This is a genomic window from Dyadobacter luteus (assembly GCF_003383615.1).
GTDB classification, from domain to species: domain Bacteria; phylum Bacteroidota; class Bacteroidia; order Cytophagales; family Spirosomataceae; genus Dyadobacter; species Dyadobacter luteus.
Genome location: NZ_QNUL01000005.1, coordinates 20,823 through 40,572 on the forward strand (window position 1 = coordinate 20,823; position 19,750 = coordinate 40,572).

General features: G+C 43.2%; 18 protein-coding genes. 8 read left to right on the plus strand and 10 right to left on the minus strand.

The genetic code is table 11. The features are described from left to right. Positions 1-192: 192 nt before the first annotated feature. From DSL64_RS08500 to DSL64_RS08515, 4 genes are all read left to right on the plus strand, one after another. A complete protein-coding gene (locus tag DSL64_RS08500; RefSeq protein ID WP_115830288.1) occupies positions 193-1,194 on the plus strand; it encodes a 4-hydroxyproline epimerase in 1,002 nt (333 codons plus the stop codon). 115 nt (positions 1,195-1,309) lie between these two features. After that, complete coding sequence (locus DSL64_RS08505; protein ID WP_115830289.1) at positions 1,310-2,566, plus strand: NAD(P)/FAD-dependent oxidoreductase; 1,257 nt, start codon at positions 1,310-1,312, stop codon at positions 2,564-2,566. 102 nt (positions 2,567-2,668) lie between these two features. Next, positions 2,669-4,456: a DUF885 family protein gene (locus DSL64_RS08510; protein WP_115830291.1), complete on the plus strand. Its 1,788-nt coding sequence runs from the start codon at positions 2,669-2,671 to the stop codon at positions 4,454-4,456. 49 nt (positions 4,457-4,505) lie between these two features. Then, entirely contained in the window at positions 4,506-5,933 is a 1,428-nt protein-coding gene (locus DSL64_RS08515) for an APC family permease (protein WP_115830292.1), read from the plus strand. 373 nt (positions 5,934-6,306) lie between these two features. On the opposite strand, the gene DSL64_RS08520 is transcribed toward DSL64_RS08515, so the two are convergent. From DSL64_RS08520 to DSL64_RS08555, 8 genes are all read right to left on the minus strand, one after another. Further along, complete coding sequence (locus tag DSL64_RS08520; protein WP_115830293.1) at positions 6,307-6,666, minus strand: hypothetical protein; 360 nt, start codon at positions 6,664-6,666, stop codon at positions 6,307-6,309. 69 nt (positions 6,667-6,735) lie between these two features. Beyond that, positions 6,736-7,635, minus strand: coding sequence for a carbon-nitrogen hydrolase family protein (locus tag DSL64_RS08525; protein ID WP_115830294.1), 900 nt, complete (start codon positions 7,633-7,635; stop codon positions 6,736-6,738). A 467-nt stretch (positions 7,636-8,102) separates the two neighbouring features. Further along, complete coding sequence (locus tag DSL64_RS08530; protein ID WP_115830296.1) at positions 8,103-8,711, minus strand: GNAT family N-acetyltransferase; 609 nt, start codon at positions 8,709-8,711, stop codon at positions 8,103-8,105. 1 nt (position 8,712) lies between these two features. Then, the gene (locus tag DSL64_RS08535; RefSeq protein WP_115830297.1) at positions 8,713-9,111 is read right to left on the minus strand and encodes a nuclear transport factor 2 family protein; all 399 of its coding nucleotides are present in this window, start codon (positions 9,109-9,111) and stop codon (positions 8,713-8,715) included. A 44-nt stretch (positions 9,112-9,155) separates the two neighbouring features. Next, positions 9,156-9,569, minus strand: a complete 414-nt coding sequence (locus tag DSL64_RS08540; RefSeq protein WP_115830299.1) for a hypothetical protein — start codon at positions 9,567-9,569, stop codon at positions 9,156-9,158. A gap of 75 nt (positions 9,570-9,644) precedes the next feature. Continuing rightward, on the minus strand, positions 9,645-10,667 hold the full coding sequence (locus DSL64_RS08545; protein ID WP_115830300.1) for an ABC transporter ATP-binding protein: 1,023 nt from the start codon (positions 10,665-10,667) through the stop codon (positions 9,645-9,647). Then, positions 10,664-11,713 carry a FecCD family ABC transporter permease gene (locus tag DSL64_RS08550; protein WP_115830301.1) on the minus strand — a complete coding sequence of 350 codons (1,050 nt, stop codon included), beginning with the start codon at positions 11,711-11,713 and terminating at the stop codon, positions 10,664-10,666. Before DSL64_RS08550 ends, DSL64_RS08545 begins: the two co-directional genes overlap by 4 nt. 1 nt (position 11,714) lies before the next feature. Next, positions 11,715-12,896, minus strand: a complete 1,182-nt coding sequence (locus DSL64_RS08555) for an ABC transporter substrate-binding protein (protein ID WP_115830303.1) — start codon at positions 12,894-12,896, stop codon at positions 11,715-11,717. 103 nt (positions 12,897-12,999) lie between these two features. Here DSL64_RS08555 and DSL64_RS08560 point away from each other — a divergent pair, with 103 nt between their 5' ends. Together DSL64_RS08560 and DSL64_RS08565 are read left to right on the plus strand one after the other, a co-directional pair. After that, positions 13,000-14,031, plus strand: coding sequence for a ligase-associated DNA damage response exonuclease (locus tag DSL64_RS08560; protein ID WP_115830304.1), 1,032 nt, complete (start codon positions 13,000-13,002; stop codon positions 14,029-14,031). Positions 14,032-14,145: 114 nt separating this feature from the next. Further along, positions 14,146-15,744: an ATP-dependent DNA ligase gene (locus DSL64_RS08565; protein ID WP_115830305.1), complete on the plus strand. Its 1,599-nt coding sequence runs from the start codon at positions 14,146-14,148 to the stop codon at positions 15,742-15,744. Between the two features lie 50 nt (positions 15,745-15,794). Here the strand turns inward: DSL64_RS08565 and DSL64_RS29530 are convergent, their stop codons facing one another. Continuing rightward, positions 15,795-16,001, minus strand: coding sequence for a PIN domain-containing protein (locus DSL64_RS29530; protein ID WP_115830572.1), 207 nt, complete (start codon positions 15,999-16,001; stop codon positions 15,795-15,797). A gap of 187 nt (positions 16,002-16,188) precedes the next feature. Then, positions 16,189-16,404 carry a DUF2281 domain-containing protein gene (locus DSL64_RS08580; protein ID WP_115830308.1) on the minus strand — a complete coding sequence of 72 codons (216 nt, stop codon included), beginning with the start codon at positions 16,402-16,404 and terminating at the stop codon, positions 16,189-16,191. 168 nt (positions 16,405-16,572) lie between these two features. Here DSL64_RS08580 and DSL64_RS08585 point away from each other — a divergent pair, with 168 nt between their 5' ends. Together DSL64_RS08585 and pdeM are read left to right on the plus strand one after the other, a co-directional pair. Continuing rightward, positions 16,573-19,035 carry a ligase-associated DNA damage response DEXH box helicase gene (locus tag DSL64_RS08585; protein ID WP_115830310.1) on the plus strand — a complete coding sequence of 821 codons (2,463 nt, stop codon included), beginning with the start codon at positions 16,573-16,575 and terminating at the stop codon, positions 19,033-19,035. Beyond that, on the plus strand, positions 19,025-19,666 hold the full coding sequence (gene pdeM / locus DSL64_RS08590) for a ligase-associated DNA damage response endonuclease PdeM (RefSeq protein WP_115830311.1): 642 nt from the start codon (positions 19,025-19,027) through the stop codon (positions 19,664-19,666). Before DSL64_RS08585 ends, pdeM begins: the two co-directional genes overlap by 11 nt. Positions 19,667-19,750 lie beyond the last annotated feature (84 nt).

Genomic DNA, 19,750 nt, shown 5'->3' on the forward strand with positions numbered 1-19,750 from the left:
ATCCGGGAAGTCTTCAAGCTTCCCGGGTTATATAGAATTCTTGAACCAGTGCTCAAAGCCGAAAGCTGATAGCCGACTGCCAAAAGCCATAAAAACTTGACCCGCGCCGAAAGCTGATTGCCGACCGCCGATAGCCAAATAAACTGATCCCGTGCCGAAAGCTGACTGCCGACTGCCGATAGCCTTAATATAATGAGAAAAACCTTTTTCTGTATAGATGCCCACACATGTGGGAACCCTGTCCGGGTGGTTGCCGGAGGCGGACCTTTACTGAATGGAAATAGTATGATGGAAAGGCGTTTGCATTTCCTGAAAGAATTTGACTGGATCAGAAAAGGACTGATGTTTGAACCCCGCGGCCATGACATGATGAGCGGGAGTATACTCTATCCACCGATTGATCCCGCAAATGACATTGGCGTATTGTATATCGAAACCAGCGGATGCCTGCCAATGTGCGGACATGGTACGATTGGTACGGTTACAATTGCTATAGAAGAAGGACTGGTTACTCCAAAAGTACCAGGCAAACTGCGGCTTGAAACACCTGCCGGACTTGTGCTTGTAGAGTACAGACAAGAAGGTAAAAAAGTGAAGTCTGTGAAGTTGGTGAATGTGAAATCATTTCTGGCTGCAGAAAAACTGACGGTAGAATGCCCTGATCTGGGAACATTGACTGTCGACGTTTCTTACGGTGGTAATTTTTATGCTATCGTGGATCCTCAGGAAAACTTCAAAGGACTGGAGCATTATACTGCCGATCAACTGATCAGCTGGAGCCGTGTTTGCCGGACGAGGATGAATGAGCAATATAAGTTTGTTCATCCCGAGAATGAACACATTACAGGGCTGAGCCATTTCCTGTGGACAGGATCCGTAATCGATCCGACTTCTACGGCGCGCAACGCTGTATTCTATGGAGACAAAGCGATTGACAGATCTCCATGCGGTACAGGTACATCTGCAAGGATGGCACAGTGGCACGCGCAGGGTAAATTGAAAAAAGGAGATGAGTTTATTCACGAAAGTATCATCGGCTCCAAGTTCACAGGAACTGTGGAGGACGAAGTAACAATCGGAGATAAGCCTGCCATCATTCCGGGAATCGAAGGATGGGCAGTGGTAACAGGTTACAATAATATATTCATCGACGACGAAGAAGATCCGTATGCATACGGCTTCCAGGTAATTTAATGGCAGTCGGCTATCAGTCGTCGGCCGTCGACATGTGCTATTGCATAACATAATATCAAATAGGGCAACAAATCTATAAAAGGCCGAAAGCTGATTGCTGACGGCCGAGGTTAATATGGAAAATAAAGGCAAAGCCGTAATTATTGGAGGTGGCATCATGGGGTTGGCCTCGGCTTACTATCTGTTGAAAAGCGGATGGAAAGTGACTTTGATAGATAAAGGGGATTTGTCGGACAATTGCTCTCATGGTAATGCCGGAATGATTGTCCCGAGTCACTTCATACCATTGGCAGCCCCGGGTATGATCTCAAAGGGAATCAAATGGATGTTCAATAGCCGCAGTCCTTTTTATGTAAAACCGTCACTGGATTTTTCATTGATCTCCTGGGGATTGAAATTCATGAAAAGTGCTACGCCTGCTAACGTAGAACGAGCAGCTCCATTTTTGAGAGATTATCATTTGTTGAGCAAGCAACTGTATGAAGACCTTTCCAAAGAAGAAGGTTTCGACTTTGGCCTCGAAAAGAAAGGGATTCTTATGCTTTACAAAACGGAGAAAGCAGGAGAAGAAGAAATTCACGTAGGAAAGGATGCACAGAAGTTAGGACTGGACGTAGAAATGCTGACAGCCGAACAAGTGCAGGCCATTGAACCGGGTTTAAAACTGGATGTCAAAGGAGCAGTTCATTACCATTGCGATGCACATCTTTATCCTCATGCACTGATTTCGCAACTTGTAAGTTATATCAAGTCAAAAGGTGGCGAAATTCAGACCAACACAGATGTGACCGGATATGAAATTCAGAACGGTGAAGTAAAATCTGTGGTAACGGACAAAGGAAATGTAAGCGGTGATCTGGTGATCATGACAGGTGGGTCGTGGCTTCCGCAACTGGCGAAGCTCGCTGGGCTATCTATTCCTGTAATGCCAGGCAAAGGCTATTCATTTATGGAGGAGAACGATGCACATCCTATCGTACACCCTGCCTTGCTGATCGAAGCGCGGGTGGCAGTGACGCCAATGAACGGACAGGTTCGCTTCGGAGGAACGATGGAACTGGCTGCGCTGAACAATAAAATCAATATGAACAGGGTAGAAGGGATTGTTAATTCTATCCCGCAATATTATCCTGAACTAAACGTGCCTGTTCCGGCAGAAAGCAGAATCTGGTACGGGTTCAGACCGTGCTCACCGGATGGCCTGCCGTATCTGGGCTATAGCAAAAAACTGAAAAACCTGATCGTTGCGGGAGGACATGGCATGATGGGCGTTAGTCTGGGGCCGGCAACAGGTAAATTGGTTGCAGAGCTTGCGGACAGAACCGCGCTGTCAGCCGACATCAAAATATATAATCCTGAAAGATACCAGTGAGCTGTCCCCCGACAGCTCACTTTTTTTATGCCAACAGGAAGAATTTCTTGTAATAAGAGCACATTAACCTGACAACAATTACTTAATCTATACCTGAACCTTATGAGAAGTCAAGCTTTGTTCCGCTGCGTGGGAACGTTTGTCGTGTTGCTTTCTGTAGCGAGTGGATTACGGGCTCAAACTCCCGCCAGCAAATTCAATCTATACGAACAATCCAGTGAAACAGCCGGTTTAATAATTCAGTATAGCCAGGACATCCGGGCTGTGCGTTATTTTTATTCCCCTATGGTGGCGAGCAGAGGTTACGGTGGCGCGCCAAACACACTCAATTCGCCTGAACAGCGCAAGAGGCTGAACGAAATCGATAAGGATTATCTGAGCAAACTTTCAAAGCTTGACTTCAATGCAATGAGTAAGTATGGACAGGTTGACTATCTGTTATTAAAAAGAAATATTGAAGATCATCAGCTGACCTTATCTCAGGAAGAAAAGGAATACAACGAAATACAGAAGTATATTCCTTTTGCCGAAAAAATATACACGTTTGAAAAAGGACGTCGCCGCGGAGCTACTGTGGATGGCGAAAAGGTGGCAACAGAATTGAATGCCATTCTTAAAGAAGTGAATGCTGCAGCCGAGTCTTTCAAAAAGGTAGAGTCTCTGGACATGCCATTGGCTGTTCGGGGAGAAGAGGCAATCAGCGGTATTCAGGCAAGATTAAAAAGTACTTTTGATTTCTATAACGGATATGATCCGATGTTTACCTGGTGGGTGCCTAAGCCCTACAAAGCTTTGGATAGTACATTGGTTGCGTATGCGCGTACCGTTAGAAAAAAAGGTAAGCTCAATACAACACAGAAAGACGATGTCAGCGGAATTAAGGGAGTACCTATTGGTCGCGAAGAGTTGATACGTCAGCTCAAAACAGAAATGATAAGCTACACACCTGACGAATTGATTGAGCTTGCTAACAAAGAATTTGCCTGGTGTGATAAAGAATTATTGAAAGCTTCTCAGGAAATGGGCTTTGGGAATGATTGGAAAAAAGCACAGGAAAAGGTAAAAAACAGCTACGTTCCTGCCGGTCAGCAGCCTGAGCTGATCATGAAATTATATAATGATGCCAAAGAATTTATCCTGAAAAACAAGCTTGGCGAATATCCTGAAATTGCAGATGAAACCTGGGGTATGCAAATGATGACGCCAGAGCGCCAGTTGGTGAATCCGTTCTTTTTGGGTGGTCGTGATATCATTATTTCTTATCCGACCAACACCATGGCGCACGACGACAAGCTGATGAGTATGCGTGGCAACAACCCATATTTCTCCCGTTCTACTGTGCATCACGAGTTGGTACCTGGGCATCATTTACAATACTATATGAACAGTCGCTATAAATCTTACCGTGGCGATTTCCGTACACCGTTCTGGACTGAGGGCTGGGCATTGTACTGGGAGCTGTTGCTTTACGACAAAGGTTTTGCCAAAACTCCGGAAGAAAGAATCGGGATGTTGTTCTGGCGTATGCACCGTTGCGCGCGTATCATCTTCTCGCTCAACTATCATCTAGGAAAATGGACACCACAGGAATGTATCGATTTCCTTGTCGACAGGGTAGGGCATGAAAGAGCCAATGCCGAAGGAGAAGTAAGGCGCTCGTTTGAAGGAAACTATAGTCCGCTTTATCAGTTGGCTTACCTGGTTGGAGGTTTGCAGATATTCAGTTTGAAAGGAGAGTTGGTGGATAGCGGCAAAATGACTTTTACACAATTCCACGATGCCATCATGAAGGAGAACAATATGCCGATTGAGATGGTGAGAGCTACACTTACAAACCAGAAACTCACTCCCGATTTCAAAACGAAGTGGAAGTTTTATAGTTTCAAATAATATCGTAGCTTACAAAAACGAATCCTGACCTTTAACTCTATTACTCTTTATGTCAACTGAAAGTAGTACAGAAACTACCTCATTTAAACCCTCCCTTGGCCTGGTCGATGCCACCATGCTGGTTGCCGGAAGTATGATCGGCTCTGGGATATTCATCGTGAGTGCAGATATCACCAGAAATACCGGAAGTGTTGGCTGGCTCATGTTTGTGTGGGTAATTACCGGTTTTATGACACTCACGGCTGCGTTGAGCTACGGAGAATTAAGCGCAATGTTTCCTAAGGCCGGAGGGCAATATGTATATCTCAAAGAAGCCTACAATCCACTTGTCAGCTTCCTGTATGGATGGAGCTTTTTTACAGTAATTCAAACTGCAACAATTGCAGCTGTAGCAGTTGCTTTCGCGAAGTTCACTGCCTATCTGATTCCGGCCATCAGCGAAGATATTGTCGCCATAGATATGGGTTTTTTACAAATATCACCGGCGCAGCTCCTGTCCATCGTCGTGATTGTATTACTCACTTATATTAATACCAAAGGTGTAAATGGAGGAAAAGTCATTCAAACTACGTTTACACTGACCAAATTGCTTAGTTTACTGGGCTTGATTGTTTTTGGTCTGATCTTCATGAAACCGGAAGTTTGGGCTGCAAACTGGGATTCTGCTACCATGTGGGATCTGCATAAACTAAATATTGACGGAAGCATTGAAACCTATACAACTATTGCGGCTTTGGGAGCCATTGCTGCTTCTATGGTTGGATCGATTTTCAGTAGTGACTCATGGAATAACGTGACTTTCATTGCGGGGGAAATCAAAAATCCGCAGCGCAACATAGGACTCAGTCTTGCATTGGGGACTATTATTGTGACGGTTATTTACCTGCTTACGAATATTATGTACACTGGTGTCTTGTCCTTGCAGGATATCGCAGCTTCTGATAAAGACCGCGTGGGTGTTACTGCTTCCCAGGTAATATTCGGAGGTGCGGGAACCATCATTATAGCTGTGATGATCATGATCTCTACATTTGGATGTAACAATGGTTTGATCATGTCGGGAGCAAGGGTTTATTATTCCATGGCGAAAGATGGATTATTCTTCAAAAAGGTGGGTGAGTTGAATAAGAATTCAGTTCCTGAGTTCGGGCTTTGGATTCAATGTATCATTGCTTCACTTTGGGCTTTGAGCGGAAAATATGGCAATCTGCTCGATATGATCTCATTTGTAGTGGTGGTATTTTATATGCTTACTATCGTAGGGATATTTATACTTCGGAAAAAACGCCCGGATGCACCAAGGCCATACAAGGCCTTCGGATACCCGATATTGCCTGTCATCTACATCATCATGGGACTGGCTTTCTGTGTACTACTCATCATTTATAAACCGGAATATACCTGGCCGGGACTGATCATCGCGTTGTTGGGTATACCTGTTTATTATATCATTGCAAAGAAAGAAATAGCTGAATAGGTTGCCTGGATACTGATCTTCTCATGATAAGTTATAGTTGGCTTATCATGAGAAGATTTTTTTTGTCCAATTCTTTCGAATTATTTTGAGGCAGACCCGTGACCAACGAAAACAAGTTACGTCTTAAAAAAGCGTTTGCAAATAATCATTCAAGGGTTCTAACACACTTTATTTTATATGGACAACAATATGGAAGCATCAAAAAAGACAGAATCTTTTAAAGATCTTGTTATCCTTATCTTTTCATTCCTGCTATTTGCCCTTGTTTATGCAGAAATGAAAGCGATTTATTTTTGAGCTGTCAAATTACATATCATCACAACAGATTAACGAACAAAGCCGGATTTATCCGGCTTTGTTCGTTAATAACCCTCTATAATATCTCTTTGGAACGGTTGTATAATTTGTATTCAGGATTACCGCTGTGAGTTTCTGAAATGTCAATTTCTACCCAATCCCTATTTAGAGGATGGATATACGTTCCGTAGTACACCGGATAGAGGGATGTGAGTATAATCAATGAATCCGGCTCCATGGTGAGTTCTTCATGTCCTTCCTCTGTAACTATATAGTATCCGGTACATAAACCACGTGAAGTTTCAAAATCAATGCGTATTCTCAGTCCCTGCTGTTCACTCAGCTGGGGATCAAGGATGATTTCTTCTGTAAGATCTTCAGCTGTACCGAGTGTTTCTTCCTGATCACCCGAAATATCAATTTGTACTGTATTCATTGCCGATTACTTTGTCTGTTAGTATTTAGAACAAAAGGACAATAAAATCAGACCACAGCGCTACGAATTTCAGACTTGTTTGGTTGATATACTGATTTTCTGATCAGCTAAAAAAGTGAATATGTTTTGCTGATCTTTAAAATTAAAAACCTGGCCATTATTTCTTACTTCGTCCAGCTTATCAAGGTCAAGTTCTGTAGTGTGCCAGCCTTCCAATTGAGGCATCATTGTGGAAATTATACCTTCTTCAGGTAAGTCTTTGTCTGGTGTACTGTAAAACGCCGCAAACCCATAATTGATATCTACTGCCGGCGACCACGCTGCATTCCCGACTGTCTGCGCTACTGCCGTATAAATCTGGTTCTCGAGTGCACGTGCTCTTGCTCCGATATGTACACGAGTGGCGCCACGAATCGTTTCAGTGCAGCTGGGGACTGCAATTACTGTTGCGCCGGCAGCACTGAGCAGTTGAGAACCGATACCGAATTCAACATCATAACATATCTGGATTCCGAAATTTCCCCAATCGGCTTCGAATAAAGTCAGATTCTTTTCACCACTTTCAATTCCCCATTCTTCATTTTCAAAGCGGGTCATAAAAAATTTATCCTGGTAACCGGTTAGCCCCTTTGCTGAGAAGACATGCGCTCTATTTACTTTGCGACCATTGTCGATTACTGGTATGCTAGGGGCAATTATAGTGGTTTTATATTGGTGAGCGAGGTTAGCAAATACTTCACAAAATTTATCTTTAACAGCGTTGAGCTCGTTCACCTGCCACTTGATATCCGACTGTATTTCTTTTGAAAAAATACTTACCAATTCCATAGCGCCATATTCCGGGAAAATCAGAAGCTGAGATCCGTTTTTGGAGGCGTTGGAAACCCATTGCTCAGTATGTGTAGCCCATACTTCGAATGAAGTTTGAGCCGTAATAGGGTATTGGGCAGCAGCGATTTTTACTTTCATAGTAAATTGAAATTTTCAGGCAAAGGAAAGAAGAAAAAACGCAAAGATCGCGAAGTGGCACTTAGCATACATTTTTGATGCGTTGCGTGAAAATTGGCGGCGTCGTTGTTGCGTACCTACAGCACTCACACGGGATGATGTAACTTTGTTTTTCTACCGAAATTTCATCTCTAACGGGATTAGAGCTCTAGGTGAGTCAACAGAGTCCCGCTAGGGACGTAATATTGGTAGCAACAGATATGGTATATGCATTACCTAAGTGCCGTAGGTACGTAACGTTGTATCGATAGAGTATCACCTTTAGATCTTTGAGTATATCTTCCCTTCCTTTGCCTGAAAATTGGCGGCGTTGTTGTTGCGTACCTACGGCACTCACATGTGATGATATAACTTTGTTTTTCTACCGAAATTTCATCCCTAACGGGATTGGTCCTTCTCGTTCTTTGCGTGAAAACCGTATTTTATTACTAAAGTCCTTGCAATTCTCTAACCCAAAAAACCATCTTCTTCAACGTTTCTTCATTATCACCAATATCCAGCCATTGCATATAACTTACAAGCGAAGGCTCTTTTTGATATCCTCTTTTGATCCAAAATAAATCATTGGGGCGGTAGTCAGTTGGTTTTGCAGGATGGTTGTCTGCCCTATCTACCGAGCAAAAACAGGTCAATGAATAGGAATCGAAACTTTTGGCATGCGACTCTCGCTCATCGAAAAAACGATGTCCTAATCCTAGTCCCCTGTATTCGTGCAACAATATACTTTCTCCAAAATAGAAGATTTTACTTACGTCGCTGCCAGCATCAATAAATGGCTTTTTGACTTCGTCTGTTTCATCAGTAAGAGGGATACAGGTTGTGGCTCCTACCATTTTATCCCCGTCATAAACTGCAAACAGAAAAGCATCTTTGGAATTGGAGTAGATTTTCAAGTACTCCTTTTCGTAAGCAACCGAACCTTCATACAGATATGGAAAATCGTGAAATACGGCGATTCGAAGTGCCGCCAGATCGTCGAAAACAGATTCGATCTCACTTCCGGTTTTACGTATAAATGTCAGGTTCTCCTTTTTCATCCTATGAAACCAGGCTTATCCAAAGTGGCAAATTGTAATAGGTCGTAACCCGACTGATTTTTCCCTCTTTCACCTCCAGAAACGCAGCAGCCGGCAATACGTAGGACTGTCCGTGTGCCTCTGGTAATCCCTCTTCTCCTTTTTTATAAATACCGTTAACTGTAAATTCCACAGCCACACGACTATTGCCAGACTCACTAAAAAATACCATATCCGTCAACGTTTCCTGATAGGACGTGTCCATGATCTTCAGAAATTCTGTAAACTTTTCAATACCGATGCGTGGGTCTCCCTGGTTTGGTTCATGACGGATATCTGTATGAAGCAAGCCAAGCATTCCTTCCCAATTTTGATTGTTGAAATGATTGTAATATTCTTTTACGATGTCGATTGCGATCATTGTTCTATGATTTTAATGTTGTGATGCGAAATATAAAATGAGTCTCAGATTCCGGAGCCAAAAGGTGCTTTTACGAATTTCACCTGACCGCTGCCGTCTTTTTCATACACAGCCAGACAGTTTTTGTTAAATTCTGTTTCGAAATTCGGCTCATCAGGAACGAGTTTCTTCGGAGCAGGCATGTTTTCAGGAAAGAAATATACCTTGGTTGAACCATATTTTGTATACGGCATCATATCGCCGTATTTCTGCATTTCTTCCCATGGATTTCCCTGAACAGTAACTACGTAAATTCGCATGATAGGTCCGGTATTGTTCTCATTGCGGTAGACAGCCGTTTCTTTAAAATTACCTTTCAGATCGGAAGTTGTAGGCTGAGAAAACGAATCATAAAGGATATAGCCTATCAGCAATGCAAATCCGGCAGCGAAAATGTATTTAATTTTTTTATTGAGCATAACATAAATGGTATTTTAAAGCAACGTCCCGTATTACTTTCAGGTTTCCGTGAGTCCGAAAAAAAATAGTATATGTTAACTGAGAAATCGGCGGATTTCCATGAGAAGCCCGGCAATGGAAGTGGTATGAAGAGAATCTTTGCTATCAGGCATCAATTTCCATGTTATATGATCCTGTTTTTCTGAAACAGTTATTTGTAAGCTACAATCGCTATGCGATGCCACTGAAATGCCTTCCCGCTGTAGAGCACGTCTGGTCCAAAAAACAAGGTGCTGCGGACCCGATAGAGCTACTTCGGCAATCGGGGAGTGCCGGTGAATATTGAAACCTCCGGAATTTTTGTCGAAATAAAAACCTGGCCTGGCAAAAGCATCTTCAAAACTGCCATTCAATACCATATCTTCCGGCGTACCGACCATGAGTGCCCCATTTTTTTTCATCAGCCAAAGTCGGTCAGCTGCTTGCAAGGCAAGGTCCAGTTCATGTGTGGAAAGTAATATTGCCTTCTGATGTTGGCGAGCCAGATTATGGAGTAGTTGCATGATCTCCACGCGGCTCGGTAAATCAAGATGTGCAGTGGGCTCGTCGAGTAAAATAAGATCTGTATCCTGTGCGAGAGCCCTTGCCAGCATTACTTTCTGTCGCTCTCCATCACTCAGATTATTCATTTTTTGAGATCTGAATACAGACGTTTCCGTGGCTTCTAATGCCCACTCCACTTTTTGCTTATCTGTATCTGAAAGTTTACCAAGCCAGCCGGTATACGGAATCCGACCGAGTGCTACTACTTCCTGTACACTCAGGTTACCTACCTCAATTCGCTCTGTAAGTACAAGACTCAATTGACGTGCTAATGCCGCCGCATCAATGGTTGATAGTGGTATTCCGTTGATTTCAACAGAACCGGTAAGTGTTGGCTGTAATCCTGACAAGGTTCTCATCAGAGTCGATTTGCCAGCTCCATTTGGACCTAGCAAACATACCATTTCCCCTTTGTGTAGTTCCAGATTCAGGCTTGTTCCTACTATTTTGGCTGCTTTGTTCTTCAGTCTGTAACCGACCGACAGATCAATGGTTTTGATGACGGGCTGGTTCATGAGAAAGAAGATCGCAGGTTATTTCGGCTTATAATAACCCAAATCACCACCGGAGCGCCGAGAAGTGAGGTAACGACATTAATAGGTAACACTGTTTGGGTTCCTGGCATTTGGGCGATGATGTCGCAAAGAAGTACCAGTACAGTTCCTGTAAGACAGACGCCCGGAATAAGAACACGATGGTCGGAAGTTCCCATTAAGGAACGCGTAATGTGCGGAACCGCTATGCCAATAAAACCAATCGGGCCGCAAAAAGCAGTAATGCTTCCCGTAAGTATACTAGTACTTGCCAGAATAATCAGACGGGTTTTACTGATGGTCAATCCCATACTTTTTGCATAATTTTCTCCGAGTAATAGTCCATTCAGCGCTTTGGAAGAGATAAATGAAAGAGAAAGACCGAAGATGACCACACCCGTAAGTACATAAAGATGGTGCTGTGTAACACCACCTAATGAGCCGAAAGTCCACATTATATATTCCTGCAATTGCTCGGGCTGGCTAAAGTATTGCCATATACTGATTACAGAAAGTGTAATAGTTCCAATCATCACGCCCACAATAAGCAGGATTACGTTATCTCGAATTCTGCCGGCGATCAGCAATATGATGGATAAGACCAGAGCGGAACCCAAAGATGCCATTACAATAATAAGCCAGCTTCCTGACACTCCGAGTTGTCGGATTGCATAGATACTGGCGCTGCTACCACTTGCTAGCATGACTGCGGCTACGCCTAAGCCCGCTCCGGCAGTAATACCCAACTCAGATGGCCCTGCGAGTGGATTACGAAACAACGTTTGCATCTGTAGTCCGCTCACAGATAACCCACAACCTACCAGGATGGCTGTAAGCGCTTTTGGTAATCGTATTTTTTCAATGATAAAAACCCAAGCAATATTGTCCGTTTCCTGTCCTGCCAGTATACGAACCACCTGGCCGAATGGAATCTGTACAGAGCCTAACATCACATCAAGCCCGAAAAAGCATAATGCAAGCACAGCCAGTCCGCTTAAAATGGTCTTATGGGAAACGGTTTGACGCATGCTATTTCAATTGCTTGTAATAAACGGGTTTGTGATCAGGCAGGAGTTCAGGATGAAAAATACTGAGCAGATCAGCCAGTACTACATCAGGCTCTACATTGCCTGTTTCGAAAAAATCGTTGGATCCACGTGTGTTGACACGATTGTTGTAACTGAAAATGCGGTTATTCTTAAACGCTTTGAAATCACTGTATCGTTTGTCCAGAGCCAGTACAGAACTTCTGGTATCGTTGGGATCGAAACCTACATTCATCCAAAAGTCGGCATTCAGCGCAACCGGGTATACTGTTTCAAAACTCAGTGGAGCACTTCCGGCGTCAGATGTAGCCTTCCATGGGAAATTGCTTCCGGCATCTTTGAAAAATTGAGCCATATAGCTATTGCCGTTGGGCATATACCACACATCTTTTGTATTGAGTCCGGAGAGAATAACAGGTTTTTCGGTGACTTTCGAAGCCAGCTGAACCAGATTCTCATAACGTTTCTCTGTTTCGGCAAACTTGCGGTTAACTATTTCTTCTTTATTGAGCAAAGCTGCCATCAGTTTTACCCATTCCGCACGTCCGAGAGGTGTTTTCTCGACCCATTCAGAATTAATAATTACAGGAATACCTGCTTCAGAAAGTAACGGATTATGTTCTTTCAGCGATCCCGGACTGCCCGTGGTCATGAGCAAATCTGGTTGCATGGTGATGAGTTTTTCCTCGTTAATGCCCTGATCCTTTCCAATTTCGACAATCTTTTTGGCATCAATCATTTCAATCACTTTTGGAGAAAAAACATATTGCAGACTGCTCAGTCCTGAAAGTATTTCTTCTGAATTGAGATAGGAAAGTAAACCTATGTGCATGGACGAAGTGAGTGCAAGACTTCTTACCGGGATTTGAATGACAGTAGCTTTTTCTGCAATTGAAGGAATGGCAGTTCCGCGTTGTACAAGCAGGTATGTAGTCGTATCTGTCGATTTCTCAAATGGATTTATAATCTTCACCACCTTGTAATTTTCAAAATAGTCGATGGTAAATCCGTGTGCGTGGTGGACAGAGACCTTTTCGTTGAGGGAGTCGGGCTCACTTTGAGCGGTTAACTGCTGTGTGGAATCAGCTTGTTTTGTCCGGCATGCGTAGAATGCCAGAGCGAGACAAAGCAGTAAAATGAGATGACGCAGTGTAGATTCCTTCATTGTATCAATTGATGTAATCCTGATTCCGGCAAAAGTAGTAAGAAATAAAAGGAAAGGGTCAATGCGAGTATTCGTGCTGGCATACTTTTAATTAATTTGCTGTATGCCAACACCTCTTTTACAATTTACCGGAAAAAGTATTTATTGTGCGCAGGCAGACGTGCATATAGATCCCTGGATACCTGTGGAGCGGGCGATCATTACGCATGCGCATAGCGACCATGCCCGATGGGGAAGTAGCCACTATCTCTCTCATAAGCACAGCGAAGCCATTTTACGTCTGCGTTTGGGCCAGGATATTTCATTGCAAACGGTGGAATATGGTGATAAGACTGTGATCAATGGCGTTACATTTTCGTTGCATCCTGCCGGTCATATTATTGGCTCTGCTCAGGTAAGGGTTGAATACAAGGGAGAGGTTTGGGTTGCGAGCGGAGATTACAAACTGGAAGACGACGGATTCTCAGCCCCATACGAGCCCGTGAAATGTAATGTCTTTATTACTGAATCCACCTTTGGCTTACCGATTTACAAATGGCAGCCTCAGCAGGAAATTTTCTCCGAAATCGATAACTGGTTTGCTCAAAATAGAAGCGACGACAAAGCGAGTATTCTGATGGGCTATTCACTAGGTAAAATGCAGCGGATTTTGAAAGGAATTCAGTTGCCCGATGGACCTATTTATGCCCACGGAGCCATTTACATACTTAATGAAAAGTTAAGGGAAGTGGGTCACGATCTGCCTGAACTGAAGCTGGTTACCAAAGAGACAGATAAAAAGTTGTTCAGAGGTTCTCTTGTGCTGGCGCCTCCGTCGGTGGATAGCAGTACCTGGATCAGGAAATTTAACCCGTATTCGCTGGGGTATTGTTCGGGGTGGATGGCTCTGCGCGGTGCCAAAAACAGAAGAGCGGTTGATCAGGGTTTCGTATTAAGCGATCATGTCGACTGGCCTGACCTGAATACTGCAGTGGTAGAATCGGGAGCTGAGAAGGTTTATGTGACACATGGCTATACCAGTATTTTTTCAAGGTGGCTGAATGAAAATGGAATTGAAGCTGGTGAAGTGCATACAATGTACGGAAACGAAGATGACGAGCAAAAGGAAGAGGGGCAGGGGGAGTCTCCGGTCTGAACGGTAATGAGTGGGCAGGGGGACGGAAGCATAGGAAATGTACGCTTCCAACGAATATATGTTCAAAAACACAAACAAAGCTAATGGCTCATAGCTATCAGCTCATGGCTAAAAATGAAACAATTTGCAGAGCTTTTCATGAATCTGGACAGAACCAACAAAACCAATGCAAAGGTGGAGTTGATGAAGGATTATTTCCTTTCCGCTCCGGACGACGACAAACTTTGGGCGCTGACACTATTTACGGGCCGCAGACCTTCATTTAAGGTGAACCGTACTATGGTGAAAGAATGGGCTGCAGCGGAAGCTAATATTCCCATGTGGCTGTTTCAGGAAAGTTATCATAGTGTGGGAGATTTGGGGGAAACAATTTCGCTTATCCTGCCACGTACACAAACGTCTTCATCGGAGAAATCCCTGACCGAGTGGTTTCATTATCTGAGTCTTCTTCCTGGCATGACCGACGAAGAAAAGCACGATCACATTCTTGGGGCCTGGACGCAGTTATCGCAGCACGAGACGTTTGTTTTTAATAAATTATTGATGGGGAGTTTTCGGATTGGAGTATCTCAAACATTGGTTGTGCGGGCGTTGGCAGAAGCGACAGCTACCGATTCGAGTGTAATTGCACACCGGGTTATGGGGCAGTGGGAGCCATCAACCACCACATTTGAGAAGCTTATTCTGGACGAAGGAGAGAACGACAATGCATCACGACCCTACCCGTTTTTTCTTGCTTATCCTATTGAGGGAGATGTGAGTAGTCTGGGGAATCCTGACGATTGGATGGTTGAATGGAAATGGGATGGAATTCGCTCGCAAATTATTTACCGCAATGGTGAATTGTTTATATGGACAAGAGGTGAAGAATTATCAACTGAGAAATTTCCCGAGCTGCATTTTCTGGCTTCTGTATTGCCGGAAGGCACTGTGCTGGATGGTGAAATCGTAAGTTACCATGATGGCAGACCGATGCCATTTAACGTATTGCAAACGCGTATCGGAAGGAAAAATTTATCTAAAAAGGTATTAGAAGAAGCACCCGTTGCATTTCTGGCTTATGATATATTGGAGGTAAACGGAGCCGATGCAAGAAGTATGACGCAATTTCAAAGAAGAACAGAGCTGGAAAAGCTATATAAAAATATTCCGAAGCAATCTGTATTTAACCTTTCTCCCCTGGTAAAATTTACTTCCTGGGATGATTTGCACACTTTGCATCCTACATCTCGTGAGAATATTGCGGAAGGTTTTATGATCAAACGTAAAAGCGGTACGTATCAGGTCGGGCGTAAAAAAGGGGATTGGTGGAAATGGAAAATTGATCCGTTGAGTGTGGACGCAGTTTTGATTTATGCCCAAAAAGGTTCCGGACGCAGGGCAGAGCTGTTCACAGACTACACTTTTGCTGTTTGGGGTGATGATGGTAAGTTGATACCTTTTGCAAAAGCATATTCAGGTCTGACGGATGTAGAGATAGGGCAGGTCGATTATTTTATCAAGAGAAATGTAATTGAGAAGTTCGGACCGGTTCGTACTGTGAAACCAGAATTGGTATTTGAAATTGGCTTTGAAGGGATCAATGAGTCGTCCCGGCACAAATCAGGAATTGCGGTACGGTTTCCGAGAATATTGAGATGGAGGAAAGACAAGAAAGCCGCAGAGGCAGATACTTTGGAGAGTTTAAAGGGGATTTTGGATGTGTATAAGTAATTGAAGCTTTCGGGGATTTTTAGAAAATTGGGGATGTAATGGCAGGAAGTCTACTGGATTACTTTCACAAATTTGCTGTATTTTGAAAATTTTTCATCTACTGAAAGAATAGTAAATTTTTCAAAATACGCAATGGCAATTATAAGTCTATCGAAAGGATCACGATGGTCATCGTGAAGTGGGATCAGATCGTAAAATTCCAGATGGTTAGGAGAAATCGGTAATAGATGAAGACCTATTCTTTCGATCTCTCGTATATATTCGGTTAACGGTTTGCCAGTTCGAGTTTCCCGATTTTCTTTTTTATTGCTATTTCAAAGAGAGAAGCTGTGCTTACGAAACAAGCTGAGTCAGCATTAGATATAATATCCCTGATCGAGGGGGATAAGCGATTTTCTTCACCAAGGGCCCAAAGGACAATATGAGTGTCCAATAGATATGCCATTACATGTAATCCTTTAGATCCTCTATTGAATCGTTAAAATCATCGGCCATTTTAATGGTTCCTTTCATTGTCCCAAGAGGACGTTTTCTGAGAGGTAATGTTTTTTCTGATTCTTCAAGGAACGTTACTAAAACCTTACTTGTCCTTTTTGTCGGTGGTGTTTCCTTAAAAATCACTTTCCCGTTTTCGTAAGTGGCTTCAATAGTCGTCATCATCACTATACTGAAATGTTTCTATCAAATATACTAATTTCAAAACATACTTGCTCTATGCAATACATTAACTGGCGTTTGGGGGACATGAAACAAAAAATGCATCTAGCATAATTGTTGCATATCGTCCAATGTTCATTTACTATACATCATTTATACTCAAATTTTCTCTTGGCAAAATCTCCCGGACATAGCACTGTTGAGCAGTGGTTTAAGTATAAAAACTGGAAATGGGCCGCTTTTCAGAAGGAAGCTGCAGCTGCATATCTTTCAGGTAAAAGCGGGTTGGTCAATGCGCCTACAGGCAGTGGGAAAACCTATTCGCTTTGGTTGCCCATATTGATCCGGTATATCAACTCATTACCTGACAAACCAACCAAGCAAAAAACAGGACTGCAAATCATCTGGATTACGCCTCTACGGGCGCTTTCCAAGGATCTTTTCAGGAATATGGAAATGGCTGCGCTGGAAATGAATCTGAAACTGCGTATAGGGGTAAGAAGTGGAGACACAAGTGTAAAGGAACGTGCAAGTCAGAAACGACAGATGCCTGAAGCGCTGCTTATTACGCCGGAAAGTCTGCATATCCTTTTTGCACAAAAAAACAGTTCGGAAATCTTCAAAAACCTGCATACCGTTGTAGTAGACGAATGGCATGAGCTAATGGGCAGCAAGCGTGGCACACAAACAGAACTGTCTCTGGCCCGGTTACGATCCATCAATCCGTCATTACAGACCTGGGGTATCTCGGCTACTATCGGTAACCTGGATGAAGCGCGTAAAGTGCTGCTTGGAATGAAAGGTAATGTGGAAGACTCCGTAATTGTGAAGGCAAAAAGTCAGAAAAAGATTATTGTAGAAAGCATCATACCGGATCGGGTAGAGAGCCTGCCCTGGTCGGGATATATGGGGACAAGGCTGGTGGACGATGTCGTAAACATTGTCAGAAAAGGAAAAACGACACTGCTTTTCACCAATACCCGTTCACAAACCGAAATATGGTATCGCATCATTATAGATAAATATCCGGAGTTTGCGGGCATTATGGCGCTGCACCATGCCTCGCTCGACCGTGAGTTACGGGATTGGGTCGAAGAGTCGTTACACAATGAAAAGCTGAAACTGGTCATCTGTACGGCTAGTCTGGATTTAGGTGTCGATTTCAGGCCTGTGGAAACGGTGATCCAGGTGGGTAGTCCTAAAAGTATTTCCAGATTCGTTCAACGGGCAGGAAGAAGCGGGCACCAACCGGGGGCTCCTAGTAAAATCTATTTTTGTCCTACAAACGCGCTTGAACTGATAGAGGCAGTTTCTCTAAGGGAAGGCGTCGAGAAAAATATTCTCGAAGATCGTCCACCCGTTATTCAGGCTTTCGATGTACTGGCACAATGGATGATTACCCTGGCTGTAGGAGAAGGTTTTGAGGAAAAACAGCTGTTTGAGGAAGTCCGTGATGCATACGGCTATCAGTTTATCAATCGTGATGAATGGGAATGGCTGCTGGGTTATATTACTACAGGAAGTCCTTCTCTGACTGTCTACGACGAGTACAAAAAAGTGGAACGAATTGAAGGCAGGTATAAAGTAACCAGCCGTAGGGTTGCCCACAGGCATATGCTGAGCATGGGAACAATTGTATCGGACACGGCGCTGAAAGTTAAATTCCAGCACGGGAAATACCTGGGCTCGGTGGAGGAATCGTTCGTAACCCGAATGAAGGAGGGCGATGTGTTTGTTTTTGCCGGTATGACTGTAGAGTTCGTACGTATTCACGAAATGACTGTAACCGTTAAGAAAGCAGAGGGGAAAAAAGGTGCTCTGGTGCGGTGGGCTGGCGGACGTATGCCACTTTCGTCGCAACTATCGGCATTTATCAGAGAAAGGCTTTCTGATGCCATTGATAACCCCTTAAAAGAAAAAGAATTAGCTCGTTTGCAGCCATTGTTATTGCTTCAGCAGCAACGTTCTATGATTCCTGATCAACATGAATTGTTGATAGAACAAACTGAAACGCGGGAAGGGCACCATATCTTTATTTTTCCGTTTGAGGGGAGGCTGGTGCACGAAGGAATGTCTATCATTCTGGCGTATAGGTTAAGTAAAATAAAGCCGATTACATTCTCTGTAGCCATGAACGACTACGGTTTCGAGCTGCTGAGTGATCAGTATGTAGATATGGAAACTGTTATGAAAGAAGTGGATCTGTTTTCAACCTTACATTTGGTGGATGATATTTACCAGAGCGTCAATGCCACGGAGATGGCGAAACGTAAGTTTCGGGAAATTTCCGCTATTGCCGGACTGATGTTTCAGGGTTATCCGGGCAAATTTGTGAAAACGAAACATTTGCAGGCGTCGAGTTCATTGTTGTTCAAAGTCATGAGCAAATATGAAGACAATAATCTTTTGGTAAAACAGGCTTATCAGGAAGTACTGACCTATCAATTGGAAGAAGTACGTATGCGTGAGGCTCTGGCGCGGATCGAAACGCAGAAAATCATTGTTAAAAAAACAAACAAGCCCACACCGCTTTCGTTCCCGATTATGGTTGACCGCCTGAGGGAGCAATTAACTTCTGAGAAACTGGAAGACAGGATCCAGAAAATGATCAAACAATATAGTGATGCAGATTGAGATTAGAGAAAACCATTTTACACTACTTCCGCAAAAAGCAGTTTTCTGGCATGAAACACAAACTTTACTGATAGGCGATTTGCATTTGGGGAAAATTACCCATTTCCGAAAGGAGGGAATTGCTGTTCCCAATATAGCAGCAGACAACAATTTCGAAAGACTAAATGAAATTGTGCAGAGCACCGGGGCCTCCCGGATTATTTTCCTGGGCGATCTTTTCCATAGCAAGTACAATTCAGAATGGGAAACCTTTTGCGAGTGGAGATTTCAACATTCTTATATTGAGATGATTATTGTGATCGGAAACCATGATGTACTTCCGGTAAGCATGTTTTTGGAAGCCGACCTGGAAGTATATATGAATGATTTTGAGGAAGAAGAATTTGTATTCACACATCATCCAAAGGTTGAGCCTAATGATTCAAAATTCGTCTTTGCAGGCCATGTGCATCCTGTGTTTACTACTTATGGTAAAGGTAGGCAGAGCCTGAGATTGCCTTGCTATGTCGTGGATAAAAATCAGGCTATTCTTCCCAGTTTCGGTGTTTTTACAGGAGGCTTTCAGATGAACCTGCTCGAAAACAGAAAGATTTATATAACCACTGAGGTAAAGGTTTTTTCTGTAGGTTAATGTGTTGTTAATTAGTTGATTATAATAAAACTGGAAAAATATGGAATCTGATTCCATATTTTTCCAGTTTTATATATATTTGTC